This is a genomic window from Streptomyces sp. NBC_00503 (assembly GCF_036346895.1).
GTDB lineage: Bacteria > Actinomycetota > Actinomycetes > Streptomycetales > Streptomycetaceae > Streptomyces.
Genome location: NZ_CP107855.1, coordinates 6,864,218 through 6,889,287, shown reverse-complemented (window position 1 = coordinate 6,889,287; position 25,070 = coordinate 6,864,218). Strand labels below are relative to the sequence as shown.

The 25,070-nt window shown below is 72.9% G+C and carries 25 protein-coding genes and 1 riboswitch; of the genes, 10 read left to right on the top strand and 15 right to left on the bottom strand.

Annotated elements, in window-relative coordinates; all coding sequences use genetic code 11:
• The first annotated feature begins 14 nt into the window (after positions 1–14).
• Positions 15–767 (top strand): precorrin-6A synthase (deacetylating), encoded by a 753-nt coding sequence (cobF, locus tag OG490_RS31395; RefSeq protein ID WP_330299644.1) that lies wholly within the window; start codon positions 15–17, stop codon positions 765–767.
• Positions 768–805: 38 nt separating this feature from the next.
• On the opposite strand, the gene OG490_RS31390 is transcribed toward cobF, so the two are convergent.
• From OG490_RS31390 to OG490_RS31375, 4 genes are all read right to left on the bottom strand, one after another.
• Positions 806–1,960, bottom strand: coding sequence for an aminotransferase class V-fold PLP-dependent enzyme (locus OG490_RS31390; protein WP_330299643.1), 1,155 nt, complete (start codon positions 1,958–1,960; stop codon positions 806–808).
• An 83-nt stretch (positions 1,961–2,043) separates the two neighbouring features.
• Positions 2,044–2,712, bottom strand: coding sequence for a hemerythrin domain-containing protein (locus OG490_RS31385; protein ID WP_330299642.1), 669 nt, complete (start codon positions 2,710–2,712; stop codon positions 2,044–2,046).
• 125 nt (positions 2,713–2,837) lie between these two features.
• On the bottom strand, positions 2,838–3,491 hold the full coding sequence (locus OG490_RS31380) for an anaerobic ribonucleoside-triphosphate reductase activating protein (protein WP_330299641.1): 654 nt from the start codon (positions 3,489–3,491) through the stop codon (positions 2,838–2,840).
• Positions 3,488–5,317, bottom strand: a complete 1,830-nt coding sequence (locus tag OG490_RS31375) for a ribonucleoside triphosphate reductase (RefSeq protein ID WP_330301140.1) — start codon at positions 5,315–5,317, stop codon at positions 3,488–3,490. Before OG490_RS31375 ends, OG490_RS31380 begins: the two co-directional genes overlap by 4 nt.
• A riboswitch (cobalamin riboswitch) is annotated at positions 5,296–5,427 on the bottom strand. (Overlaps the previous gene by 22 nt.)
• Before the next feature lie 374 nt (positions 5,428–5,801).
• On the opposite strand from OG490_RS31375, the gene OG490_RS31370 reads away from it, so the two are divergent.
• Positions 5,802–6,242 carry a hypothetical protein gene (locus tag OG490_RS31370; RefSeq protein ID WP_330299640.1) on the top strand — a complete coding sequence of 147 codons (441 nt, stop codon included), beginning with the start codon at positions 5,802–5,804 and terminating at the stop codon, positions 6,240–6,242.
• Between the two features lie 20 nt (positions 6,243–6,262).
• On the opposite strand, the gene OG490_RS31365 is transcribed toward OG490_RS31370, so the two are convergent.
• The 3 genes from OG490_RS31365 to OG490_RS31355 all read right to left on the bottom strand — a co-directional run bounded on the left by OG490_RS31365 (position 6,263) and on the right by OG490_RS31355 (position 9,765).
• On the bottom strand, positions 6,263–6,802 hold the full coding sequence (locus tag OG490_RS31365) for a GNAT family N-acetyltransferase (protein WP_330299639.1): 540 nt from the start codon (positions 6,800–6,802) through the stop codon (positions 6,263–6,265).
• A gap of 144 nt (positions 6,803–6,946) precedes the next feature.
• Positions 6,947–9,166: an NADP-dependent isocitrate dehydrogenase gene (locus tag OG490_RS31360; protein ID WP_330299638.1), complete on the bottom strand. Its 2,220-nt coding sequence runs from the start codon at positions 9,164–9,166 to the stop codon at positions 6,947–6,949.
• A gap of 245 nt (positions 9,167–9,411) precedes the next feature.
• Positions 9,412–9,765: a DUF805 domain-containing protein gene (locus OG490_RS31355; protein WP_330299637.1), complete on the bottom strand. Its 354-nt coding sequence runs from the start codon at positions 9,763–9,765 to the stop codon at positions 9,412–9,414.
• A 244-nt stretch (positions 9,766–10,009) separates the two neighbouring features.
• Between OG490_RS31355 and OG490_RS31350 the strand changes: the two genes are divergently transcribed.
• Positions 10,010–11,032 carry an NAD-dependent epimerase/dehydratase family protein gene (locus OG490_RS31350; protein ID WP_330299636.1) on the top strand — a complete coding sequence of 341 codons (1,023 nt, stop codon included), beginning with the start codon at positions 10,010–10,012 and terminating at the stop codon, positions 11,030–11,032.
• Positions 11,033–11,192: 160 nt separating this feature from the next.
• Here OG490_RS31350 and OG490_RS31345 read toward each other — a convergent pair whose 3' ends face one another.
• Positions 11,193–12,329 (bottom strand): sensor histidine kinase, encoded by a 1,137-nt coding sequence (locus OG490_RS31345; protein WP_330299635.1) that lies wholly within the window; start codon positions 12,327–12,329, stop codon positions 11,193–11,195.
• Positions 12,326–13,129 (bottom strand): response regulator transcription factor, encoded by an 804-nt coding sequence (locus OG490_RS31340; protein ID WP_330299634.1) that lies wholly within the window; start codon positions 13,127–13,129, stop codon positions 12,326–12,328. The genes OG490_RS31345 and OG490_RS31340 overlap by 4 nt, the downstream gene beginning before the upstream one ends.
• A gap of 125 nt (positions 13,130–13,254) precedes the next feature.
• Here OG490_RS31340 and OG490_RS31335 point away from each other — a divergent pair, with 125 nt between their 5' ends.
• Genes OG490_RS31335 through OG490_RS31325 form a run of 3 tightly spaced genes read left to right on the top strand, consistent with a single transcriptional unit; the run spans position 13,255 to position 15,445 of the window.
• Positions 13,255–14,073 carry a glycosyltransferase family 2 protein gene (locus tag OG490_RS31335; protein ID WP_330299633.1) on the top strand — a complete coding sequence of 273 codons (819 nt, stop codon included), beginning with the start codon at positions 13,255–13,257 and terminating at the stop codon, positions 14,071–14,073.
• Positions 14,070–14,720: a TIGR04282 family arsenosugar biosynthesis glycosyltransferase gene (locus OG490_RS31330; RefSeq protein ID WP_330299632.1), complete on the top strand. Its 651-nt coding sequence runs from the start codon at positions 14,070–14,072 to the stop codon at positions 14,718–14,720. The genes OG490_RS31335 and OG490_RS31330 overlap by 4 nt, the downstream gene beginning before the upstream one ends.
• On the top strand, positions 14,717–15,445 hold the full coding sequence (locus OG490_RS31325; RefSeq protein ID WP_330299631.1) for a class I SAM-dependent methyltransferase: 729 nt from the start codon (positions 14,717–14,719) through the stop codon (positions 15,443–15,445). Before OG490_RS31330 ends, OG490_RS31325 begins: the two co-directional genes overlap by 4 nt.
• Positions 15,446–15,484: 39 nt before the next feature.
• Here the strand turns inward: OG490_RS31325 and OG490_RS31320 are convergent, their stop codons facing one another.
• Positions 15,485–16,393, bottom strand: a complete 909-nt coding sequence (locus OG490_RS31320; protein ID WP_330299630.1) for a class I SAM-dependent methyltransferase — start codon at positions 16,391–16,393, stop codon at positions 15,485–15,487.
• 48 nt (positions 16,394–16,441) lie between these two features.
• Between OG490_RS31320 and OG490_RS31315 the strand changes: the two genes are divergently transcribed.
• Positions 16,442–17,014 carry a helix-turn-helix transcriptional regulator gene (locus OG490_RS31315; protein WP_330299629.1) on the top strand — a complete coding sequence of 191 codons (573 nt, stop codon included), beginning with the start codon at positions 16,442–16,444 and terminating at the stop codon, positions 17,012–17,014.
• Here OG490_RS31315 and OG490_RS31310 read toward each other — a convergent pair.
• Both OG490_RS31310 and OG490_RS31305 read right to left on the bottom strand, forming a co-directional pair.
• On the bottom strand, positions 17,011–17,427 hold the full coding sequence (locus OG490_RS31310; protein WP_330301139.1) for a hypothetical protein: 417 nt from the start codon (positions 17,425–17,427) through the stop codon (positions 17,011–17,013). The two genes, OG490_RS31315 and OG490_RS31310, sit on opposite strands and share 4 nt — an antisense overlap.
• 5 nt (positions 17,428–17,432) lie before the next feature.
• The gene (locus OG490_RS31305) at positions 17,433–18,674 is read right to left on the bottom strand and encodes a molybdopterin-dependent oxidoreductase (protein ID WP_330299628.1); all 1,242 of its coding nucleotides are present in this window, start codon (positions 18,672–18,674) and stop codon (positions 17,433–17,435) included.
• Positions 18,675–18,788: 114 nt separating this feature from the next.
• On the opposite strand from OG490_RS31305, the gene OG490_RS31300 reads away from it, so the two are divergent.
• Complete coding sequence (locus OG490_RS31300; RefSeq protein WP_330299627.1) at positions 18,789–20,288, top strand: glycosyltransferase family 87 protein; 1,500 nt, start codon at positions 18,789–18,791, stop codon at positions 20,286–20,288.
• Here the strand turns inward: OG490_RS31300 and OG490_RS31295 are convergent.
• Positions 20,236–21,084, bottom strand: a complete 849-nt coding sequence (locus tag OG490_RS31295) for a chitosanase (protein WP_330299626.1) — start codon at positions 21,082–21,084, stop codon at positions 20,236–20,238. The two genes, OG490_RS31300 and OG490_RS31295, sit on opposite strands and share 53 nt — an antisense overlap.
• 436 nt (positions 21,085–21,520) lie before the next feature.
• Here OG490_RS31295 and OG490_RS31290 point away from each other — a divergent pair, with 436 nt between their 5' ends.
• A complete protein-coding gene (locus OG490_RS31290) occupies positions 21,521–22,510 on the top strand; it encodes a class I SAM-dependent methyltransferase (protein WP_330299625.1) in 990 nt (329 codons plus the stop codon).
• A gap of 49 nt (positions 22,511–22,559) precedes the next feature.
• Here OG490_RS31290 and OG490_RS31285 read toward each other — a convergent pair whose 3' ends face one another.
• Both OG490_RS31285 and corA read right to left on the bottom strand, forming a co-directional pair.
• On the bottom strand, positions 22,560–23,168 hold the full coding sequence (locus OG490_RS31285) for a GNAT family N-acetyltransferase (RefSeq protein ID WP_330299624.1): 609 nt from the start codon (positions 23,166–23,168) through the stop codon (positions 22,560–22,562).
• An 87-nt stretch (positions 23,169–23,255) separates the two neighbouring features.
• Complete coding sequence (gene corA, locus OG490_RS31280) at positions 23,256–24,338, bottom strand: magnesium/cobalt transporter CorA (RefSeq protein WP_330299623.1); 1,083 nt, start codon at positions 24,336–24,338, stop codon at positions 23,256–23,258.
• 125 nt (positions 24,339–24,463) lie between these two features.
• Between corA and OG490_RS31275 the strand changes: the two genes are divergently transcribed.
• Entirely contained in the window at positions 24,464–25,048 is a 585-nt protein-coding gene (locus tag OG490_RS31275; protein WP_330299622.1) for a hypothetical protein, read from the top strand.
• Positions 25,049–25,070 lie beyond the last annotated feature (22 nt).

The following is a 25,070-nucleotide window of genomic DNA, read 5'->3' as shown; positions in this document are numbered from 1 at the left end:
GGCAGAATAGCCCGGTGAAGAAGTTCTCAGTGATCGGCATAGGCGCGGGCGACCCGGACCACCTGACCCTCCAGGCGGTCAAGGCGATCGGCGCGGCAGACGCATTCCTCATCCTGGAGAAGGGCGAGGAGAAGGCGGATCTGACCGGGCTGCGGCGCGCGATGCTCGACGAGCACGCCCGCCCCGGCCACCGGCTGGTGGAGGGCCGCGACCCCGACCGCGACCGGACCCCCGCCGACTACACCCCCACCGTGGACGGCTGGCGCAGCGCGCGGGCCGAGCTCTTCGAGCGGTTCATCGCCGAGGACCTCGCGGAGGGCGAGACCGGGGCGTTCCTGGTGTGGGGCGATCCCTCGCTCTACGACTCCACCCTCGCGATCCTCGACGAGGTGCTGGAGAAGGGCCGGGTCGCCTTCGAGCACGAGGTGGTGCCCGGCATCAGCAGCATCTCTTCGCTGCTGGCCCGGCACCGCACGAACCTCAACCGGGTGGGCCGGCCGGTCCAGATCACCACCGGGCGGCGGCTCGCCGAGGGCTGGCCGGCCGATGTGGACGACGTGGTGGTGATGCTGGATGCCCGCCGCGCCTTCACGGCCCACCTCGACCAGGACCTCTTCATCTACTGGGGCGCCTACGTGGGCACCCCCGACGAGATCCTGGTCTCGGGGAAGCTGGCCGAGGTGGCCGGCCGGATCGAGGAACTGCGCGCCGAGGCCCGCGCCCGCAAGGGCTGGATCATGGACACGTACCTGCTCCGGCGCGGCTGAGCCGCCCCGGCCCGTACGAAGGCCTGGGCGCCTGCCCCCTACCCCAGGTAGGCGGGCAGGACCTCGGCGAGGCGCTCGTACTCCTCGGCTCGGTTGTAGACCTGCCCGCACACCCGGATCCCGCCTCCGCCCGCCCACGGCCAGATCAGCACCCGGATTCCCGCCTCCTCCGCGATCCGTTCGCGCAGGACGGTGGCGTCCTCGCGGGTCGCGGCCGTTCCGGCGGGCAGCCGCAGGGCCCGCATGGGCAGGCCCTCGGTGTACGGGAGCGGGGTGAGTCCGGGGATCCGGGCGAGCAGCGCGGCGCCGTGGGCGGCCAGGGCGCTGTTGTGGGCCCGCACCTTGGCGGCGTCGAGCCGCTCCAGGAGGTCCAGGCCCTCGGGGGCGGCGAGCCAACCGGTGTAGTCGACGGTGGCGCGGTACTCGACCGAGCGCGGGAAGCCGTGGTGGTCCTCCCAGGACGGTACGAGGGCGCGGACCCGGTCGCGGTGGCCGGGGGCGACGGCGAGGATCGCGGTGCCCGACGGGGCGTAGCCCCACTTGTGGAGGTTGCCGAACCAGAAGTCGGCGCCGCCGCCGAGCGGGTCGGCGAGCGCGCCGGGCGCGTGCGCGCCGTCCACGACGGTGGTGACGCCCCGGGCCCTGAGGTCGGCGAGCAGCCGGGGCGAGGCGATGACCCGGGCGGTGGGCGAGCTGATGTGGTCGAGCAGGGCCACCTTGGTGCGCGGCGTGAGCCCGGCCAGCACGGTTTCCCGTACGGCGTCCTCGTCGGGGAGGAGCGGATCCAGGGCGACGGTGGTGACGCGGGCGCGGCGTGCGGCGGCGTCGACCACGGTGCCGTAGCCGTGGTCGGTCACCAGGATCTCGTCGCCTTCGGCGAGCGCGATGGCGTCGAGGGCGATGTTGGCGCCTTCGGTGGCGTTGGAGATGAAGGCGAGCCCGTCCGGGTCGGCGCCGCCGAGGCGGGCCGCGATCCGGGTACGGGCGGCGGCCAGGCGGTCGGCGGCGCCGATGAAGAAGGCGTCGGGGTCGGCGTGGGCCTCGGCCGTCAGGGCGGCCTGGAGCTCCCGCACCGGGTGGGGCACCGCGCCGAAGGACCCGTGGTTGAGGTGGGCGACGGCGGGGTCGAGCCCGAACAGGGCCCGGCCGCCGGCGAACTCCGCGGGGCGTATCGACGCGTGGGGCGCGGTCACGTGGACCTCCGTGAAGGTGGGGCGCTGATGTTCCAGTGGATCATCTCCCGGCGCCGCCCGCCCCGGAACCCCGCCACTGGGGGTCAGGCCGTCCCTTTCGGATCCTGCCGGAGCCGGAGCTCCCGTCGGCGGAAGTTCCGCTCGCCGACGGCGCGCCAGACCGCCCGGGGCGGGAGCGGCATCTCGCCGATGATCATCTCCCGCTCCTGTGCGTCCGCGTCCTCGAGGATCATCCCGAGGACGGTGAACAGCTTGCTCTTCGGCACCGCCGTCCTGGCCACCTCGCCCACCATCGCCCATTCCTCCCGCGAGACCACCCCGGGGACCAGCGGCAGCACTTCGCGCTCCTCCTCGTCGAAGTGCGCGTCGACCGACCGCGACACCTCTTCGAGCACGGCGACCAGCTCTCCGCCGTCGCGCTCGTTCACCACGGCGGACCACCGGTCCAGGAGCGCGGCGGCCAGGGCGAGGCGCTCCGCCAGGCCCTCGTGCTGGTCCTCCATCCGGCGCCACAGATCCCCCTGGCCGGGAAGCCGTTCGGTCAGCTTCGGCCACAGCAGCACGTCCTCGCCCGCGTGGTGGTGGTGCAGGGTCTCCAGCAGCAGCATCAGCCGCTCCGCGACCCGTTTGACCTGCCCGCGGCCCCCCTCGGGTGCCCTGCGCACCCGGTCCGCCGCCTCGTGGAACTCCCGCCGGAACATCCGGTGCACCACGACCATGTCGTGCGTGAACGGCCTTGGCTGACTCTCCATCTCCGATGACCCCCGGTCGTGACGGACACGTCCGCCACCAGCGTGACCCACACCGGTCCGCGGACGCCAGGGCGCACGACGGCGCACCGCGGGCGGTCGGGACGCCGGGGCCCCTCGGCCGTCTTTTACACCGCCGTCCGCCCCGGTGGGCGCATCTCCTGGCGGAGCGTGGCCCGGGCGCCCAGGCCGTCGAGCCAGTCGTCCAGTTCCGCCATCGCGGGCGGGTCCAGGAGGGACGGGTCCACGGTGGTGCGGAGCTGGTGGGGCACTCCGGAGCCCAGGAGGAGGCGCAGGCTGCGCTCCGCCGAGGCGGCCGCGTGGCCGATGCCGGTGACCCGCTCGTAACGGCCGGGCGGGGCCTTGACGTCGAAGCCGACCCAGTCCAGCTGGCCCGCGTCCAGCAGCCGGGCGAGGCGCCGGGGGAAGGCTCCGCCGGTGTGCAGCCCGACCTGGAGGCCCAGGGCCCGTGCCTCCCGTACGGCCTGCGCGAGTCCGCGCTGGAGCAGCGGCTCCCCGCCGGAGAAGACGATCCCGTCGAGCAGCCCCGTACGGCGGGCGAGGTGGCCGAGCACCTCGTCCCAGGAGACGGCGGCCGGGGCGCGGGCGGGCAGTAGGCCGGGGTTGTGGCAGTAGCCGCAGCGCCAGGGGCAGCCCTGGCAGAAGACGGTGGTCACGAGCCGGCCCGGCCAGTCGCAGGTGGACAGCCGCGACCAGCCGCCGATCCGGACGACGTCGGCGGGGGCGGCCGCCGGGCCCGGCGGGGGCCCGACGGGGGTCACACGGCCGCCTTGAAGTGGACGCGCTCGGCCTGCTCGCCCTTCTTGCCGATGTTGAAGGAGGACACCGGGCGGTGGTACCCCATGACCCGGGTCCAGACCTCGCACACCGCGCCGCAGTCGGGGCACTCGGGCTGCTCCCCGGCGAGGTAGCCGTGGTCGGCGCAGATGGAGAAGGTCGGGGTGACGGTCAGGTACGGGAGCCGGAAGTTCTCCAGCGATCGCCGGACCAGCTTGCGGCAGGCCTCCGCCGTCGGGATCCGCTCGGGGGTGTACAGGTGCAGGACGGTTCCGCCCGTGTACTTGCCCTGGAGTTCGTCCTGCCGCTCCAGCGCCTCGAAGGGGTCGTCGGTCCATCCGACGGGCAGCTGGGAGGAGTTGGTGTAGTACGGGTTGGCTTCGGTGCCGGCCTGGAGGATCCCGGGGAAGCGGGCCCGGTCCTCCTTCGCGAAGCGGTACGTGGTGCCCTCGGCCGGGGTGGCCTCCAGGTTGTAGAGGTGGCCGGTGCTCTCCTGGAAGTCGACCATCCGGGCCCGGACCCGGTCCAGCAGCCGGACCGCGAGGGCGTGGCCTCCGGGTGCGGTGATGTCGTACGCGTCCCCGCTGAAGTTGCGGATCATCTCGTTGATCCCGTTGACCCCGATGGTGGAGAAGTGGTTGCGCAGGGTGCCCAAGTACCGCTTGGTGTAGGGGAAGAGACCGCCGTCGATCAGCTCCTGGACGGTGGTCCGCTTGAGTTCGAGGCTGTCCTTGGCCAGTGCGCACAGCCGGTCCACCTCGGCCAGCAGCCCCGGTTCGTCACCGGCGTACGAGTGCCCGAGGCGGGCGCAGTTGAGGGTGACCACCCCGAGCGAACCGGTCTGCTCGGCGCTGCCGAAGAGGCCGTTGCCGCGCCTGAGCAACTCGGTCAGGTCGAGTTGGAGGCGGCAGCACATGGAGCGGACCATGTTCGGCTCGAGCTCGGAGTTGATGAAGTTCTGGAAGTACGGGAGCCCGTACTTGGCCGTCATCGCGAAGAGCCGCTCGGCGTTCTCGCTCTCCCAGGGGAAGTCCCGGGTGATGTTGTACGTCGGGATGGGGAAGGTGAACACCCGCCCGGCGGCGTCCCCTTCGGTCATCACCTCGATGTACGCCCGGTTGATCAGGTCCATTTCGGCCTGGAGCTCGCCGTAGGTGAAGGCGACCTCCTCGCCGCCGACGACCGGGATCTGCTCGCGCAGGTCCTCGGGGCAGGTCCAGTCGAAGGTGAGGTTGGTGAAGGGGGTCTGGGTGCCCCAGCGCGAGGGCACGTTCAGATTGTGGACCAGCTCCTGGATGCACTGCCTGACCTGCGGGTACGTCATCGCGTCGAGGCGGACGTAGGGGGCGAGGTACGTGTCGAAGGAGGAGAAGGCCTGGGCGCCCGCCCATTCGTTCTGCAGGGTGCCCAGGAAGTTCACGATCTGGCCCACGGCCGAGGAGAGGTGCCGGGGCGGGGCGGAGTCGATCTGCCCGGGGACCCCGTTGAAGCCCTCGGTCAGCAGGGTGCGCAGGGACCATCCGGCGCAGTAGCCGGAGAGCATGTCCAGGTCGTGGATGTGGAGGTCGCCCTCGCGGTGGGCGCGGGCCACGTCGGCGGGGTAGACCTGCTCCAGCCAGTAGTTCGCGGTGATCTTGCCCGCCGCGTTGAGGATGAGGCCGCCGAGCGAGTAGCCCTGGTTGGCGTTGGCGTTCACCCGCCAGTCCCGGCGGTCCAGGTATTCGGTCACGGTCTCTACGGCATCGACGACAGCAGTCACGGCAGCCCTCCCACGAGGCTCGGCACGGAAGTACGGAACACGGGCCGGCAGGGGTCGGACTCGTCCACCCGAGGTGGACACAACCGTTGCGGGGCAGTCCCGGATTCACACCGGATTCCCTGATGACTCGGTCGGGGCGGACCTGCGCGAACATGCGCGCAAACAAGCAGAGCCCCGCCGAACCGGCAGAGCCAACACTACATATAGATGCCAGCAGTACTTGCAACCACTACATATTGGGTGGCGAAGGTCCCGGGGCAGGGGCCTTCCGACCCTGACGCGGGATCGACTTCGGCCACTGACGGACGGCGGCGACGGGCAGGCGACGGACAGGCGATGCGCAGGCAAATGGACAAAGGCATGCCGTCTGTACAACTGCGGCGATCAAGGGGCGCCGCGGGCCTTTCAGCGGAATAGGGAATTCCCCTGGCCTTCCGGCGGAAGTGGCGCATAATCATCTTCATGCGGCTTGAAACAACCCTCTTGCCGCGTAGGTCACGTATGCATGGGGGGCATCGTGCCGATGAGGAATTCCATGGGCGCCGGCACGTTTCCGGCGACGTCCGCAGAGCTTTCCCGCCTGCTCACCGCCGTACGGCGGGGCAGGGTGGTCACCGTCACCGGACGGCTCCGGGGGCCCCGGAGCCTGCTGGTGCGGGAGATCGGGGAACGGCTCGCGTCCAACTTCTACGACGGGGTGGCCGTGGTCACCCTGGACCACCGCTTCGGGGTCCGCGACCTGACGGCCGCGCTGGGCTGCGTACCGGGCATGCCGTTCCTGCCGTACGGCACGGTGAACGCGGCTTCGTGGCTGGCCGAGCGCGACATGCTGCTCGTCCTCGACGGCTGCGACCACCTCGCGTCCGAGACGCTGGCCTGGCTGCGCGAACTGCTCGGCGCGGCCCCGGGCCTGCGGATCCTGGCGGCCGGACGCCACCCGCTGGGCATGCCTCAGGAGCGGGTCCACCCACTCTGAACCCGCTCCGTCCGGGCGCCCTACGCTGCGGCGGCCCGCCAGTCCTCGACCATCAGCCCCATCACCACCTCGTCCAGGAACTCCCCGCACACCCAGGCCGACCCGCGCAGGGTCCCTTCCAGAGCGAATCCGTTCGCGCTCGCGGCCCGGATCATGGCGGCATTGTCGGCCAGGGTGTCCACCTGGAGCCGGTGCAGCCCGCGCACGGAGAACCCGTAGCGGCACAGCAGCCGCACGACGTCCTCGCCCAGCCCGCGGCCCCGACTGCCGGGGCGCAGGGAAATCCCGAGGTGTGCGGAGCGGTTGTGCGCGTCGATGGACCAGAGCAGCGCCTCGCCCGCCAACTCGCCGGTGGCGCGCTCCACCACGGAGAAGAAGGCGACGTCGTCGGAGGGTTCGCGCGGTTCGTACGGGGAGTGCCCGCTCGCCGCGCCCACCGGCCGCCAGGGCCGGGTGTCGCCGCGCGAACGCGTCACGACGTCCTCGTACAGCTCCGCGTGGAGCACGGGCACGTCGTCGGTGTGCCGGGCACGCAGCTCGGCCAATTCTCCTTGGATCATGGGCTCTTACTAGTCCCCGCGCGGCCGGGTCCACAACCGGGTTTCCACGGCCGGGCACGGGACACGGGTCAGCCCCGGCCGACGACTGCCGACCGGGGCTGACCCGCGGTGCTGTGGAGCGGTGGTGCTGTGGAGCGGTGAACCTCAGCCGAGGAGCGCGAGCGCCTCGTTCAGCGTCGCGGACGGCCGCATGATCGCCGCGGCCTTGGCGGCGTCGGGCTGGTAGTAGCCGCCGATGTCGACCGGGGAGCCCTGGACGGCGATGAGCTCGCCGACGATCTTCTCCTCGGACTCGGCCAGCGACTTGGCCAGCGCGTCGAACGCGGCGGCCAGCTTCGGGTCCTCGGTCTGGCGCGACAGCTCCTGCGCCCAGTACAGGGCGAGGTAGAAGTGGCTGCCGCGGTTGTCGATGCCGCCCAGCTTGCGGCTCGGCGACTTGTCCTCGTTGAGGAAGGTGCCGGTCGCACGGTCCAGGGTGTCCGCGAGGACCTGGGCGCGGGCGTTGCCGGTGGTGGTGGCGAGGTGCTCGAAGGAGACGGCCAGCGCGAGGAACTCGCCGAGCGAGTCCCAGCGGAGGTAGTTCTCCTTGACGAGCTGCTGCACGTGCTTCGGGGCGGAGCCGCCGGCGCCCGTCTCGAAGAGGCCGCCGCCGTTCATCAGCGGGACGACCGACAGCATCTTGGCGCTGGTGCCCAGCTCCAGGATCGGGAAGAGGTCGGTCAGGTAGTCGCGCAGCACGTTGCCGGTCACCGAGATGGTGTCCTCGCCGCGGCGGATGCGCTCCAGGGAGTACGCGGTGGCCTCGACCGGGGACAGGATCTTGATGGTCAGACCGTCGGTGTCGTGGTCCGCGAGGTACGTCTTGACCTTGGCGATCAGCTGCGCGTCGTGCGCGCGGCCCTCGTCGAGCCAGAAGACGGCCGGGACGCCGGTGGCGCGGGCGCGGGTGACGGCGAGCTTGACCCAGTCCTGGATCGGCGCGTCCTTGGTCTGGCAGGCGCGGAAGATGTCGCCGGCGGCGACCTCCTGCTCCAGGACCGTGGTGCCCGAGGCGTCGACGAGGCGGACGATACCGGCGGTGGCCAGCTCGAAGGTCTTGTCGTGGCTGCCGTACTCCTCGGCCTTCTGGGCCATGAGGCCGACGTTCGGCACCGAGCCCATCGTGGACGGGTCGTACGCGCCGTGCGCGCGGCAGTCGTCGATGACGACCTGGTAGACGCCGGCGTAGCTGCTGTCCGGGAGGACGGCGAGGGTGTCGGCCTCGGCGCCGTCCGGGCCCCACATGTGGCCGGAGGTGCGGATCATGGCCGGCATCGAGGCGTCGACGATGACGTCGGACGGGACGTGCAGGTTGGTGATGCCCTTGTCGGAGTCGACCATCGCGAGGGCCGGGCCCTCGGCGATCTCGGCGTCGAACGAGGCCTTGATCGCGTCGGCGTCGGGCAGCGCGCCCAGGCCGTTCAGGATGGTGCCGAGGCCGTCGTTCGGGGAGAGGCCGGCGGCGGCCAGGGTCTCGCCGTAGCGGGAGAAGGTCTTCGGGAAGAAGGCGCGGACCACGTGGCCGAAGATGATCGGGTCGGAGACCTTCATCATCGTGGCCTTGAGGTGCACGGAGAACAGGACGTCCTCGGCCTTGGCGCGCTCGATCTGGGTGTTGAGGAAGGTGCGCAGCTCGTCGACGTGCAGGACGGACGCGTCGACGACCTCACCGGCGAGTACCGGTACGGAGTCGCGCAGCACGGTGACGGCGCCGTCGGCGGCGACGTGCTCGATGCGCAGCGTGCCGGCCTCGGCGATCACGGCGGACTTCTCGGTGGAGCGGAAGTCGTCGGCGCCCATGGTGGCGACGTTCGTCTTCGACTCGGAGGACCAGGCGCCCATGCGGTGCGGGTGCGCCTTGGCGTAGTTCTTGACCGAGGCGGGGGCGCGGCGGTCGGAGTTGCCCTCGCGCAGGACCGGGTTGACGGCGCTGCCCTTGATCTTGTCGTAACGGGCGCGGTTCTCGCGCTCCTCGTCGCTCTTCGGGTCGTCCGGATAGTCCGGGAGCGCGTAGCCCTGGCCCTGGAGCTCGGCGACCGCGGCCTTGAGCTGCGGAATGGAGGCCGAGACGTTGGGCAGCTTGATGATGTTGGCGCCCGGGGTCTTCGCCAGTTCGCCGAGCTCGGCGAGGGCGTCCGCGATGCGCTGGCCCTCTTCCAGGTACTCGGGGAAGCTGGCGATGATCCGACCTGCCAGGGAGATGTCACGGGTCTCGACATTCACACCGGCCGTCGACGCGTATGCCTGGATCACAGGCAGGAACGAATACGTCGCGAGGGCCGGGGCCTCGTCAGTGTGCGTGTAGATGATGGTCGAGTCAGTCACCGGATGCTCCGCTCCACAGTCTGCGTCTCTCGTCTGCAACATTGCTCGACATCAAGATATCTCGTGATCGGGCCGGTCTGGACAGCCCCCTGCTCAAGCCGGGAGGAGACACGTGTCACGTTCCGTGACAGGAGTGCGGATCGGGACCGCGGGACGACCCTCGGGGTCCCCGGAACGGCGAAAGCGCCGCCACCGGCTGTTTTCAGCCAGGGGCGGCGCTTCGGTACTACCGGTCACGGACCTGCTCAGGCGTGGACGGCCTTGGGGCTCGGGCCGTACTGGTTCGGGGTCGGCTGGCCCTCGGTCGCCATGAGGACGATCAGCCAGATGCCGCCGACGAGCGGGACCAGGGCGATGAGCAGCCACCAGCCCGACTTGCCCGTGTCGTGCAGGCGGCGGACGCCGACACCCAGACCCGGCAGGAACACGGCCAGCGCGTAGATCGCGTAGAGCAGCGGGTACGTGCCGATGACGTTGTCGATGATGGCGACGATGATCAGCGCGGCCAGGTTGAACAGGAAGAACATCCAGTACTCCTGGCGGCGCGCGCGGCCGGCGAAGTCGACGTACTTCTTCAGAACATCGGTGTAGTAGTGCATGTGTCCCCCCAAGAGACCGGTTCTCGGCCCGTCCTGATGAAGCAAGCCGGGGCAGAACTTATGCCCCGCTTACGGCGCGGTCAAGCCACTTCACAGGGACGGAGAACGAACCCACTGGAAACACCCGCATCTCTCGACCCACCGTTCCCTGATGTCACCGAAAGTGACGAAATGGCCTGACGGAAGTCTTACGTCAGGGCGTGGGAGCCCCCGTCCCGGCCCCCAAGTCCGTAGCGTCCACGCCATGCGCCTACTCGTCACAGGAGGAGCCGGGTTCATCGGCTCCCACATCGTTACCGCACTGCGTCTTCGCGGCCACGATCCGGTCGTGCTGGACCTGGTGCCCCCGGCGGCCGACGTGGAGTTCGTACGGGCGGACGTGCGCGACCCGGAGGCGGTCCGGGCCGCCTTGCGCGCCGTGGACGCCGTCTGCCACCAGGCCGCGATGGTCGGCCTCGGCAAGGACTTCGCGGACGCCCCCGCGTACGTCTCCCACAACGACCTCGGCACGGCCGTGCTCCTGGCCGCGATGGCCGAGACGGGAGTGCGGGACCTGGTCCTCGCCGGCTCGATGGTGGTCTACGGGGAGGGCCGCTACGAGTGCCCCCGCCACGGTGTCGTCCGGCCGGGCCCGCGCCGCGTGGCGGACCTGGCCGCCGGACGCTTCGAACCCCACTGCCCCGTCTGCGACTCGGAACTGACGCCCGGTCTGGTGGGCGAGGACGCCCCGACCGACCCGCGCAACGTGTACGCGACGACGAAACTGACGCAGGAACACCTGGCGGCCTCGTGGGCCCGGTGCGTGGACGGCCGGGCCGTGTCGCTGCGCTACCACAACGTGTACGGCCCGGGGATGCCGCGCGACACCCCGTACGCGGGGGTGGCCTCCTTCTTCCGCTCCTCGCTGGCCCGGGGCGAGGCGCCTCAGGTGTACGAGGACGGCGGCCAGCGGCGGGACTTCGTCCACGTCGGGGACATCGCCGAGGCCAACGCCCTGGCCCTGGAGGCCCCGACCCCGCTCGGCGCCTGCACCCCCTACAACGCGGGCAGCGGCACCCCGCACACGGTCGGGGAGATGGCCACCACCCTCGCCCGGGCCCACGGCGGCCCGCTCCCGGTGGTCACCGGCGAGTTCCGCCTCGGCGACGTCCGCCACATCACGGCCGACTCCCGGCGGCTGCGCACGGACCTGGGCTGGCGCCCCCGGATCGACTTCACGACGGGCATGACGGAATTCGCCCACGCCGCGCAGCGCGCGGCGGGCTGAGCCGGGGGCCGGACGCCGCCAGGCAATCCAGCCCCGCCGGCGTTTGAGGCGCGGGGGTCCGGGGGCAGCGCCCCCGGCAGCCGGCCCGCACGGGCCCACGACCTCAGGCCGGCTGCCGGGGGCAGCGCCCCCGGCAGCCGGCCCGCACGGGCCCACGCCCTCAGGCCGGCGCCGGCAAGGTCACCTCGAACCGGCATCCCCCCGGGACGTTCCGCACCACCGCATGGCCCGAATGCGCCTCCACGATCCCGCGGACGATCGCCAGGCCCAGACCGGCGCCCGCCGGCGGCACCGGGACCGCCTCGCCCGCCGGAGGAGTCCGCGCCGCGGTGCCCCGCCAGCCCGTGTCGAAGACCCGCGGCAGGTCCTCCGCCGGGATCCCGCCGCAGCCGTCCGTGACGGACACGACCACCGAGTCCGCCTGCCGGGAGGCGGCGATGGCCACCGTCCCGTCCGCGGGCGTGTGCCGGATGGCGTTGATCAGCAGGTTGGCCAGGACCCTCGTCATCTCCTTGCCGTCCACCTCCACCGGCACCCGGTCCACCGCTTCGCCGACCAGCCGCACCCCGTGCTCCCGCGCCAGCGGGTCCACCCCGGACAGCGCGTCGCCCACCAGGTCGTACACGGACATCCGGCTCGGGCTGAGCGCCAGGGCGCCCGCGTGGATGCGGGAGAGTTCGAACAGGTCCCCGACCATGGAGTTCAGCCGGTCCACCTCGGTCCGGATCTGCCGGTGGTAGCGCGCCGGGTCCTCGGCCATGCCGTCCTCCAGCGCCTCCGACATGGCGCGCAGTCCGGCCAGCGGGGTCCGCAGGTCGTGGGAGATCCAGGCCACCAGCTCCCGCCGCGACTTCTCCAGAGCCCGCTCCCGCTCCCGGGACGCGGCCAGCTTCCCGCTCGTGGCCGCCAGCTCCCGGGAGAGTGCGGCCAGTTCGGCCGTGGCCAGCCCCGGCGGCGCCGCGAAGCTGCCGTCCTCGCCGAAGTCCCGCGCGGCCAGCGACAGTTCCCGGCTGCGGGCCACCACCCAGCGCCCGAGCAGCAGCGCCACCGCCAGCGAGACCACCGCCGCCATCGCCAGCACCAGGGTGACCACCCCGAGGTCGTGCCCGGAGAGGAACATCGCCTGGGCCACGGCGAGCGTCCCGGCCAGCATGGCCGTCACCGTCACCGCGGCGATCACCGTCAGGGACACCGCCACGGACCGGTGCCGGACCAGCCTCAGCACGAGGGCGCCGAGCACCCCCGCGCAGACGGCGCCGCCGAGCGCGAACAGCGCGATGAGCAGTATGTCCTTCATGCCGGCTCCCCCGCCCGTTCCCGTGCCGGTTCCCCCGCCGGTTCGAAGCGGTAGCCGACGCCCCACACCGTCTGGATCAGCCGCGGCTGCCCGGGGTCGTCCTCGATCTTGGCGCGCAGGCGGCGTACGTGCACGGTCACCGTCGACAGGTCCCCGAAGTCCCACCCCCACACGTCCCGCATCAGCTCCTCCCGCCCGTGCGCCTGCCCGGGATGCCGCAGGAAGTGCGCCAGCAGATCGAACTCGCGGACGGTGAGCGCGAGTTCACGGCCGTCCTTGGCGGCCCGGTGGGTGGCCGGATCCAGCGTGATCCCGGCGCCCGTCAGCCGGTCCTCCCGTACGCCGCCCAGCGCGCCCCCCGCCGCCGCGGACCCGGAGGCCCCGGCCGCACCGGAAGTGGCCGCCGCGCCGCGCCGCAGCACGGACGAGACCCGCAGGACCAGTTCGCGCGGGCTGAACGGCTTCGTGACGTAGTCGTCGGCGCCCATCTCCAGCCCGGCGATCCGGTCGTCCTCGTCCCCCCGGGCGGTCAGCATGATCACCGGCACCGGGCCGGTCGCACGCAGTCTCCGGCACACCTCCAGCCCGTCGAGGCCCGGCAGCATGAGGTCCAGTACGACCAGGTCCGGCCAGGCCCTCCCGGCGCAGGCCAGGGCGGCGGGACCGTCCGCGGCGGTCTCCACCGTGAAACCGGCGCGCCGCAGGTAGCCCGTGACCACCTCGGCCACGGTCGGGTCGTCGTCGACGACCAGGATCCGGCCGGAGCCCGGGGGCGCTGATTCCATACCGCTGGCGTTCATAGCGCCCAGCCTCCCACCCGCGAGCCCCCGCGCTCCACCGCGGAGGGGGGCCGCAGGGGGGGACGTCCGCGTTTCGTAAGGACTCCACGGCCCTTTTGCGGGGCCGTGGTTCATACGGTGAAACCGTGAGTGAAACCGTGACGGTAGACGTCGTACTCCCCTGTCTGAACGAGGCCGAGGCCTTGCCCTGGGTCCTGGCCCGCATCCCGGCGGGCTGGCGGGCCCTGGTCGTGGACAACGGCTCCACGGACGGCTCCGCCGACCTGGCGCGGTCGCTCGGCGCGACCGTGGTGGAGGAGTCCCGGCGCGGTTTCGGCGCCGCCTGCCACGCCGGACTGCTCGCCTCCGAGGCCGACATCGTCTGCTTCTGCGACTGCGACGCCTCCCTGGATCCCGGACTGCTGGCCGGTTTCGTGGCCGCCGTCGCCGCCGGAGGGACCGATCTGGTGCTCGGCCGCCGCCGCCCGCAGGGCCGCGGCGCCTGGCCCGCGCACGCACGGGCCGGGAACCTGGCGCTGGCCCGGCTGCTGCGGCGGCGGACCGGCCTGCGGCTGCGCGACCTGGGCCCGATGCGGGCCGCGCGCCGGGAAGGGTTGCTGGCACTGGACCTGTCGGACCGGCGCTCCGGCTACCCGCTCCAGATGGTGGTCCGGGCGTCCGACGCGGGCTGGCGGATCCGGGAGGTGGACGTGCCGTACCTGCCCCGGTCGGGGAAGTCGAAGGTGACCGGCACCTGGCGGGGCACCTGGCAGGCGGTGCGCGACATGAGCCGGGTGCTGGCGGAGCCCCCGGCCCGGCCCGCGGCCGGATCACCTGCCGGATCGCCGGCCGGATCGCCCACCGGAACCCCCGCGGGATCCTCCACCGAATCCCCCGCCGCCGGATCCATTGCCGGATCCACTGCCGGCTCCTCCACCGGATCCGCTGCCGGAGGCGCCCGATGAACCCCACCACCGACCCTGCGAGGGGCCGCACGCCCGGGCCCGAGCGGACCACGCTGCTCGTGATCGCGAAGGAACCCGTGCCTGGCCGGGTCAAGACGCGGCTCACCCCGCCCTTCACCCCCGCCGAGGCGGCGGAGCTGGCCGAGGCCGCCCTCGCCGACACCCTCGCCGCCGTGGCCCGCACCCCCGCGGCCCGCCGGGTCCTGGTCCTCGACGGCCGGCCCGGACCGTGGCTGCCGCCCGGCTTCGAGGTGATCCCGCAGCGGCCCGGAACCCTGGACCTGCGGCTCGCCGCCGCCTTCGAGGCGTGCACCGGACCGGCCCTGCTGATCGGCATGGACACCCCGCAGGTCACCCCGGAGCTACTGCAGGTGGACTGGTCGGCCCACGACGCCTGGTTCGGCCCGGCCGTCGACGGCGGGTTCTGGGCGCTCGGGCTGGCCGTCCCCGATCCCGCACTGCTGCGCGGGGTACCGATGTCGGTGCCCGAGACGGGCGCCGTCCAGTACGAGCGGCTGCGCGCGGCCGGGCTCCGCATCGGGCGGCTGCCGGTGCTGCGGGACGTGGACACCGCCGAGGACGCCCGGCTGGTCGCCGCCGAAGCGCCGGAAGGCTCGTTCGCGGCGCGGCTGGCGGTACGCCGATGAGCACGCTCACCCCCGTTACGCAGCCGGGCGCGGCCGCCCCCGCCACCCCGGCCGGGGCCACCGCCGCCAAGGCCTGGTCCGCCGACCCCTACACCGTGGCCCTGCGCAGCGGCCGCGGCCCGCTCTACCTGCGGCGGGGCGACGGCTGGCTGCTCCCGCTGGACGTGGAGCGCTGGTGCGAGGCCCCCGACCGGGCGGACCGTACGGTGCTGCGGCGCTGCCGGGGCGCCGTCATCGACATCGGCTGCGGCCCGGGAAGGCTGGTGTCGGCGCTGGCCGCCCGGGGGCACCGGGCGCTGGGCATCGACGTCAGCCCGGAGGCGGTGGCCCGTACCGCCCGGTCGGGGGGCACGGCACTGCACCGGTCGGTCTTCGACTCCCTGCCGGGCGAGGGGCGTTGGGACACGGGTCTGCTGATCGACGGCAACATCGGCATCGGCGGCGACCCGGCGGCGCTGCTGCGGCGGATGGCCGAGGTACTGGCGGTGACGGGCTGCCTGATCGTGGAGTGCGCCGAGGCGGAGGCGGAGGTCGAGGTGGACGAGCGCTGCGAGGTCCGCGTGGCCGACGGCCGCGGCGGCCTCGGCTCCCCCTTCCCCTGGGCCCGCGTCGGCACCGGGGCCCTGACCCGGCACGCCGCGGCCGCGGGCTGGACCCCCGGCGGGCACTGGACGGCGGCGGGCCGGGCCTTCACGATGCTCGTCCGGCCGGGCGAGGCCTCGTAGAACTTCGCGGCCTTCCCAGCCCGGTGGAGCCCGGTCCGTTCACGGCCTGCGGGCCACCCACACGGTGCGCTGGGCCCTGATGCGGAGGTCGGTGCGGTGCGGGAGGGCCTCGGGGCCCTCGCCGTCGAGGAGCGTGGCGAAGGCGGCCCGGTCCTGCGCGTCGAGGCGGTCGGCGACGTGGTCGCGGACGCGGCGCAGGGTGCTCTGCGCGTACCGGCCGGCGGCCGCGGGCAGCGGGTCCGTCAGCTCCACGGTGAACAGTTCCTCGGCTTCGATGGTGAATCCGGCCCCCGCCAGCAGGGCGCCCCAGTCGGAGCCGAGGTGCGGCACGTCCACGGCCTTGGCGGCATCGATGAGGGCCTGGGCGCGCTCCTCGAGTCCGGGGCGTCCGATGCCGATGTCCTCGGGGAGGAAGCGCGGGAGGGTGTCGAACTCGGCCACCGCGAGGAGGCCGCCGGGGCGCAGCGCGGCGTGGATCTCAGCGAGGGCCCGGCCGGGGTCCGCCATGTGGTGGAGGGAGGTGGAAGCCCACACCAGGTCGGCGGGGCCGACGGCCGGCCAGGCCGCGTCCAGGTCGGCGCGTACCGGGTGGACCCGGTCGGCGAGGCCCAGGGTGCGGGCCTTGTTCCCCAAGTGCTCCAGCATTCCGGCGGAGATGTCGAGGGTGGTCGCCTCGGCCCCTTCGAAGCGCCGCAGGAGGGCGAAGGTGCCCGTACCGGTGCCGCTGCCCACGTCGAGGATCCGGCGGACGGGCGGGTCCCCGGCGGTGAGGCCGTGGATCAGGCCGACGGCTCCGGTGAGGTAGTCGTGCAGGACCTCGGCGTCGAGGTCGAGCATCTCGGCGAGGGCCGCCTCGGTGGCGGGGCCGTGGCCGTGACCGTTCCCCTCCCCGTGCTGGTGGTGCTGGTGGTGCTGGTGCTGCTGGTGCTGGTGCTGGTCCGTGTTCATGTCTTCAACCCTACGAGCGGTTTGCGTCAATCGCATACCATCTTGCGTATGACGCAAGACAGTGAAATCGACGTCCTCGTCCGCAAGCGGATCCGGAGCCTGCGCCTGGCCAAGGGATGGTCGCTCGACGACCTGGCCGCCCGCTGCTACCTCAGCCCGTCCACGCTCAGCCGCATCGAGACCGGCCACCGCCGGATCAGCCTCGACCAGTTGAGCCCCATCGCCCGGGCCCTGGGCGCCACCCTCGACCAGCTGGTGGAGTCCGCCACCGACGAGGACGTGGTGATCAGGCCGCACCGCGACGAGACCCGGGGGGTGACCAGCTGGCTGCTCTCGCGCGACGCCGGTCCGCACGGAACGACCGTGGCCAAGATGCGGCTCACCAAGCCGGCGCCGCCGCGGGACACCGAACCCCTGCGCGTCCATCCCGGCAAGGACTGGTTCACCGTGCTGTCGGGCACCGTCGAACTGCTGCTGGGCGACCGGAACATCCGGGTCGAGGCCGGGGAGGCGGCGGAGTTCTCCACGATGGTCCCGCACGCCTTCGGGGCGATCGGCGGGCCCGCCGAGATCCTGTGCATCCTCGACCACGACGGGCAGCGCACCCACCTGCACCCTTAGGCCGTCTCCTTCGGATCTTGCCCGGCCCGTGCCCGCCCGCGCCGCCCGGCCAGCGCCAGCGCCACCGCGGCCACCGCCACCACGGCGAGCACGATCAGCAGGTTCCGCCCGTACGGCAGCGGCAGCGCCGAGGGGTTCGGCGGCGTTCCCGGCCGCAGCAGCAGGGGCAGGGTGACCAGTACGAGCACACCCGCCGTCAGCAGGGCCCCCCGTACGACGCCCCGCGCGGGCACGGCCGCCACCGCCAGCCCGGCCGCCAGGACTAGCGGCGCGATGATCGCGTCGTGCAGGACGAGCGCGCCGCCCAGCCACACCATGACGTCGAGGGGGTCGGGCAGCACCGACAGCAGCCGGCCGCCGATCGCGATCAGCAGCAGCCCGCATCCGCCCAGGATCCAGCGCATCCACCGCATGGTGTTCACAGCACCTCCAGCAGGGTGACCCACTTGGTCTGCAGGACGCCGGGGCGGTTCGGCGCGATGATGCGCGCCGGGTAGCCGTGGTCGACGGTCAGGACCTGCCCGTTCAGCTCCAGCGCGAGCAGGGTCAGCGGGTCCTCGGCGTAGTCGCGGCCCATCTCCATCACCCGGTACGAGCCCGACGTCTCCAGTGAAGTGACCCGCAGCCCCGCTCCGGGGCGGGCCCCGGCGCGGGCCAGGAGGTCGCTGATCCGGACCCCGCTCCAGGCCGCCTCCACGCTCCAGCCCTCCACGCACGCGATGGGCAGCCGCGCCTGCGCCCGGGGCAGCGCCCGGAGTTGATCGAGCGTCAGGCTGTACGGGACCGGTCCGCGCACCTCCAGCCGCCAGTCCCGTACCGCCCGGTCCGTGACCCCGGCGGCCGCGGCCGTCCGGTTGACCGGGAGCCCCTGCGGTCCGTGGTCGGGGTGCCGCGGCGCGAGCAGGTCGAGGCTCCCCAGCGGGGTGAAGGCCTGGCCGACGGTGGTGAGGGTGACGGCGCCGACGGCCGCGCCGACTCCGAGCATCAGGGAGCGGCGGTCGGGGCCGTCCTGGGCGGGCAGTTCGAGCGTGCCGGGCGAGCGACGACTCCAATGCGCCTTGATCTCGGGGGCCTTGACGGCGATGTGCAGGAGCAGCGAGCCCGTCACCACCCAGGCCAGCGCGAAGTGCGTCTGGATGAAGCCGAAGGGCCACGGGTACCACTCGGCGATGTTGAGGAGCCCGGTGAACACCTCCAGCACGGCGGAGGCCACCAGGACCGCCACCGACAGCCGTTCCAGCGCGTGCAGGACACCGCGCACCGGCGGCCACGCGAACAGCCTCGGGTAGACCGTCCACAGTTTCACGAGCAGCAGCACGATCGCGGCGAGCCCGCTCGCGATGTGCAGGCCCTGGCTGAGCCGGTAGCCCCAGACCGGACGGCTGGGCAGCACATCGGCCGCCCAGCCGGGCGGGTGCTGGAGGTAGTGGCTGATCAGGCCGGTGACGAAGCAGACGAGGAAGGCCACGCCGAGCCAGCGGCCGATGGAGGTGGCGGTGCGGGCGTCGTGGAGGCGTCCGGCGAAGGAGGGCGGCCGGACCGGCGGGAGCGCGAGCCTGCGGCGCGCCTTGACGGTGGCGGGCGGCCCGGGAGTCGCCGGCGGCCCGGGAGTGGCGGGCGGCCCGGGAGTGGCGGGCGGCTCGGGAGGAGGGGACGTCATGCCCTCCATGACAGCGCCGAAGGCCCCCGCGCGGGCGGTTCGACACCTTACGAAACGCGGACGCCGGGCCCGGTCGCACACCCGGCGGCGGTCCGCGCTGCCAGGCTGACCCGTATGAACCGCCCCCGCGCGAACCACCCCCGCGCCCGCGTCGCCCTCACCGTGGTGCTGCTCGCCGCCCTGACGGCCGTGCTCGTACCGGCCGTCCGCGAGGAGGGCTACTTCTCGGATCCGGCCGGGCTCACCTGGTGGTACGCGGCCGCGTGGACGCTGTTCGCCGCGGCCGTGTGGTCGCTGCGCCGGGTGCCGGGCCGGTTCCTGGTCCCGCTCCTGCTGGCGGGTGCGGTGGCCGTCTGCGCCGCGGGGCTGGCCGGGCCGCCACTGACCAGCACCGATTCCTTCCGCTACGCCTGGGACGGGCGGGTGCAGGCCGCGGGGATCTCCCCGTACGACCACGCCCCCGCCGATCCGGCGCTGCGCGCGCTGCGCGACGACTGGCTGTTCCCCCCGGACTCCCGGGGCTCCCGGGGCGCGGCCGCCTGCGACGGCCACCCTGACCTGGTGGCCGTCGAGCCGGGGGTGTGCACCCGGATCAACCGGCCCACCGTGCACACCATCTACCCGCCCGTCGCCGAGGGCTGGTTCGGGCTCGTCCACTTCCTTTCCCCACCGGGCGCGCGCCACAAGGCCTTCCAGGTGGGCGGGGCCCTGCTGGCGCTCGCCGTCACCGGGGCGCTGCTGCTGGTCCAGCGCCGCCGGGGGGCGCAGCTCCGTGACGTCGCGTACTGGGCCTGGTGTCCGGCGGTGGCGGTGGAGGCGGTGAACAACGCGCACGTGGACGTGCTCGCCGTGCTGCTGTCGGTGGCGGCGCTGGGGGTGGTCGTGCGCCGGCGGGCCCTGGGCGGGGCGCTCTTCGGGCTGGCGATCGCGGCGAAGCTGCTGCCCGCGGTGCTGCTGCCGGGCGCGCTGGCCGGCGTACGGCGGTGGCGGGACGCCGCGGCGCTGCTGGTTCCGGCGGCCGCGGTGGTGGGGCTGACGTACCTGCCGTACGTGCTCGCCTCGCGCTCGTCGGTCTTCGGGTACCTGGGCGGCTACGCGCAGGAGGAGGGGTACGAGGATCCGGGCGCGGGCGGCCGGTACGCGCTGCTGCGCCTGGTGCTCCCGGACTCCTGGGCGGTGCCCGCGGTGGCGGTCGGCGTCCTCGCCGTGGTGGCTTACGTGTGGCGGCGCGGCGATCCCGGGCAGCCCTGGAGCGGAGCCCTGCTGGTGACGGGCACGGCGTTCCTGCTGATGACTCCGGGGTACTCCTGGTACGCGCTGCTGCTCATCGCGCTGGTGGCCCTGGACGGGCGCGCGGAGTGGCTCGGGGTGGCGGTGGCGGGCCTGGCGGCGTACGTCTCGGTGCGCGCGCTCGGCGGGCAGACGATCCCGGTGGCGTACGGGCTCGCGGGCGCGGCGGTCCTGGCGGGATGGGCGCTGCGGCGGCGGGCAGGGCGGCGGGCGGCGGCCCGGGGAGGGGAGGGGGTCGTCCCCGGGCCGCCGCACGGATCGGCCGGAGCCGTCAGCCGATGTGGTACGAGTCCCCGTAAACCTTCCAGTCCAGCGGGGTGTTGAGGTTGAAGTTGCCCTTCTTGACCCACACCCGCTGCGCCGTGTCCACGCGGCTGGTGTCGCTGTGCGCCTCCTCCTGCTTCATCGCCCAGACGCGGGCGTCGAGGAAGGCGTTGAGCCAGGTGGTCTCGTTGCCGCCCTGGGACGGGGGCTTGGCCTTGGAGAGGGCGCGCTTGCGGATGTTGCGGAAGCTGGTGGAATCGGTTCCGTCGCCGTGCATGACGATGGCGTCGTAGTAGGCGAACTGCCCGAGCGCGCCCACCCCGTCGGCCTTGCCCTGGCTGACGGCGGGGTTGAAGTAGACCCGGTCGCGCTCGTGGTCCTGGGCCTTCCTGAAGTCGGAGTCGGCGGCCGCCTTCGCCCAGTCCTTGGTGAAGTTGGGGTCGAGGCCGGAGTGCGAGTCGCTGCCGTCGACCTTCTTCAGGGCGGGGAGGTACTTGGCGAGGACGTTGCCCGGCTTGATGCTCGTGTAGTACTGGACGAGCTCGAGCATGTCGTGCGTGCCGGAACAGAATCCGATGATTCCACCCGTGTAGCCGCGGCCGTCGTCTATGTCCTCGATGTACTTGTACTGCGCCTTCCAGTCCAGCGAGGAGTTCTCGGCGCTGGAGACGATCTGCATGGCTATGTCCTTCTTCGCCGGATCGTCGAGCCCGACGGCGGCGGCCACCGAAGCCCCCGTGACGGCCGGAGCCGCGGTGGGGGCGGCGGCGGTCGCGTGGGCGGTGACGGGTACGGCGAGAAGCGCAGTGCCGAGCAGGGCACTGATGGCCAGTCGCTTGCGGTGGGGGGTGAACACGTTACCTCCATGAGGGAGTTGATGCTCGGGCGACTTCGTTAGGAAACTTTACTACCAGATCTCGCGCCGACTCAACCCCCCGGAACCGGCCGTTCGGCTCTTGGAGCATCAACCAGCCCGGCGCCCGCGAAGGGCGAGATTTCCGTATTCGGCACCAATTCCCCGGGGGCCCCGGGCCTTGGTTCACTGGTCGTACACCCACGGCCCCCGGCCTGGCGCTTGCGGCTCTCTCGCCGGCGACCGTGGTGTGAGGGGGAGCCCCTGCGCGCCGATCAGCGGTGTTCGGCGCGCGGGCCCCCGACACATCCGAGCCAAGACCCCCTGGCATATCCGAGCCAGGACGAGGCATCCTTACGCATATGCGGCCCACTTGGGCCGCTGGTTCCACATGTGCGGCAACAGCACGCGTGCGCGTGCGTAAGGGATGGAGTGGCCGATGGCCGTCCTCGTGATCGGAGAAGCGCCCACGGCTGCCATCGAGGCGGTCGGTCTGCGCATCCGCCCGTTCCGGCCCGGCGCCGACGAGCCGCTCCCCGCCACCCTCACCGGCATCGACGCACTGATCCTCTCCCCCACCGCGACCCCCGCCGCGCTCCCCCTCGTCGGCCCGGCACTGGCGGCCGAGGTCCCCGTACTCGCACTCGGGGAGGGCGCCCGACTCCTCGCGGAGGCCGCGGGCTCGGGCGGTACCGGCTGCGGGGCCACCGACCCGCTGCTCGGCGGCGCCGCCGCGCCGCACGGATTCCGCGTCGGGGCCAGCGCATGGGGCCTCCCGGTCCCGGACGAAGCCGACCACGGGGTCCTGCGCCGGTTCGCGGAACTGGTCGCCGGACGGGCCGAAACCACCGCCACCCGGACCTTCTTCACACCCCGGGCCGCCGCCTGGGAGGAGCGCTTCGCCTACCAGACCCCCGCTTACGAGGCGGCCGTCGCCCGGATGCGGCTTCGGCCCGGCCAACGCGCGCTCGATCTGGGCTGTGGCAGCGGCCGAGCCCTGCCCGCACTACGGGCCCTGGTCGGAGCCGCCGGCACCGTGATCGGCGTCGACCTCACGCACGCCATGCTCACGGCGGCCGCCCGCGAGGGCCGCGGCGGAGCGGCCGCGGGGCTGCTGCTGGCCGACTGCGCGCGACTCCCGCTGCCCGCCGCAGCCGTGCACGGCATCTTCGCCGCCGGGCTCCTGGACCACCTGCCGCATCCGGACGCCGCACTGCGCGAATGGGCCCGGGTCACCGCGCCCGGCGGAGAACTGCTGCTCTTCCACCCCTCCGGCCGCGCGGAACGCGCCGCCCGCCACGGCCGCGCCGTCAGCCCCGACGACCCGCTGGCCGAGCCGAACCTCCGGCCGGCCCTCGAAGCGGCGGGCTGGCACCTGGCCACGTACGAGGACGCCGCCACCCACTTCCTGGCCCGGGCCCAGCGGTAGGGCCCAGCGCTAGGGGGCCGCGGTCACATCGCCGTCCGCCCCGCCCCGCTCAGGCGGTGGTGCGGCCCGCCGTCACGCGGGCCTGCAGCGCGCGCTTGGCGTCCGGCCATTCCGGGCGCGTGATGCTGTACACCGCGGTGTCGCGGATCCATCCGTCCGGCATGAGCATGTGGTGGCGCAGCACCCCTTCGTGCGTGGCGCCCAGACCGGCGATCGCCGCCCGGGACTTGGCGTTGCGCACGTCCGTCAGCAGCTCGACGCGGTTCATCTCCATCGCCTCGAAGGCGTGGGTCAGCATCAGCAGCTTCGCCTCCGTGTTCACACCGGTCCGCTGGCTGGACGCCCCGAGGAAGGTCCAGCCGATCTCCAGCCGCCGGAACTTCGTGTTGATCACCATCAGCCGCGTAGAGCCGAGGACCCGGCCCGTGCGCGCGTCCACCGTCGCGTACGGGATCTGCGTGCCCTCCGCGCGCGCCTGCGCGCCCTGCTCGATGAAGCCCCGCACCTCGTCCGGGTGCGGGACGATCGTCACCGCGAGCTCCCAGAGGCTCCCGTCACGGATCGCCTCGCACAGCCCGTCGTGGTGCCGCGGCTCCAGCGGCTCCAGCCGCACCCGCTGTCCGGCCAACACCGCGTTCGCCACTGCCTGCTGGTCCATGTCCCCGTCCCACCTGCCCGTTCACCGTGATCCCCTGTTCTGGCGGACCCTACCCGGCGGCGGGATCCGGCCACACGAGGATTTCGCTCAGAGCCAGCCGTTGCGCCTAAAGCCCCGGTGGATGACGAAGCAGGCGACGGCCATCACGGCGAGGGTGATCGGGTACCCGTAAGTCCAGTGCAGTTCGGGCATGTTGTCGAAGTTCATGCCGTAGACCCCGCAGACCATCGTCGGGACGGCGACGATCGCCGCCCAGGCGGTGATCTTGCGCATGTCCTCGTTCTGCGCGACGGTCACCTGCGCGAGGTGCGCCTGGAGGATGGAGTCGAGCAGGGCGTCGTAGGCGCTGATCTGGTCGGTGGCGCGGGTCAAGTGGTCGGCGACGTCACGGAAGTACGTGCGCATCTCCGGCGGGATGACCGCTATCGGCTGCGTGCTCAGCTGGTGGAGCGGCCGGCTCAGCGGGGCCACCGCGCGGCGCAGTTCCAGGAGTTCGCGCTTGAGCTGGTAGATCCGGCCCGCGTCGCCGCGGCCGTCGTACTCGCTGAACACCATGGTCTCGACGGCCTCGATGTCGCTCTGCACCGCGTCCGTGACGGCCACGTACTCGTCGACCACGTGGTCGACGATGGCGTGCAGGACGGCGACCGGCCCCTTGGCCAGCTGCTCGGGGGCGGCCTCCAGCTCCTCGCGGACCGACCCGAGCGTGCCGCGGCCGCCGTGCCGGATGGTGATGACGAAGCCCTCGCCGGCGAAGGCCATGAGCTCGCCGGTCTCCACGACCTCGCTCGTCGCGGTCAGCTCCACGTGCTCCACGTAGCTCACCGTCTTGAAGACGGCGAAGAGGGTGTCGTCGTAGCGCTCGATCTTGGGGCGCTGGTGTGCGTGGACCGCGTCCTCGACGGCGAGCGGGTGCAGGCCGAACAGCTCGGCGAGGCCTGCCAGTTCTTCCTGCGAGGGCTCGTGCAGGCCGATCCAGACGAACCCCTCACCCGTCTTGCGGACCCGGCGCAGTGCCTCGCCGGCGTCGGCGGTGCCGTCCTGGCGCTCGCCGTCCCGGTACACGATGCAGTTGACCACGGCGCTGCCGAGCGGGGAGCGGGCCGGGTGGCTGAGGTCGACGGCGCGGTGGTACCCGCGGCGCACGGCCCGGCGCAGATTGCTGAACATGGACAACGTCGTACTCCCCTTCGGCGGATCACCGGCCAGTCTGCCACCGGCTCCGCGGCGCCCTGCGTCCGGGCAGGTGCGGAAACGTTTGTGCGGCTCCCGTGCACGACCCCTATGCTGCCGCGGTGACCACACCCCCCGGCAGACCCGCACGCCTTCGGCCCGCCGCGCTGGCGAGCCTCCTCCTGATCGTGCTGGGTGTCCTGCCCATCTGCGGATTCCTCGGATGGAAGTACTGGCAGCTGGACCGCGAGGGCGATTTCACCGCCGACCCCCGCCCGTGCGCACTGCTGTCCCCGGAGACCGTGCACCGGCTGGTGCCCACCTCCTACGGCGGCCGGGACGAGAGCGGTTCGTGCAGTTGGTCCGCCCCGCGCGCGGAGGGCCCGAACCGGGGCGGAATCTTCCTCCAGCCCTTCCGCGTCACCGAGAGCCTCGCCGTCAAGGACCTGCGCGAAGAGCGCGAGAACCTGCTGGGCTGGGAGCAGACCACCCCGGCGGCCGTCCCGGGCGTGGGCGACGAGGCGTTCATCCGCTTCCGCACGCCCGATCCCGAGCACCGCGCGACCGCGCAGGTCTGCTTCCGCCTGAGCAACGTGATGGTCATCCTGACCTACACCCGGTCCGACTCCGACCGCGAGGCCGCCCGCACGGGAGCCGTGGACGCGGCGCGCGAGGCCGCCGCTCTGCTCCGGGAATCCGTGCGCTGAGCCGCCGGGAATCTGTGCGCTG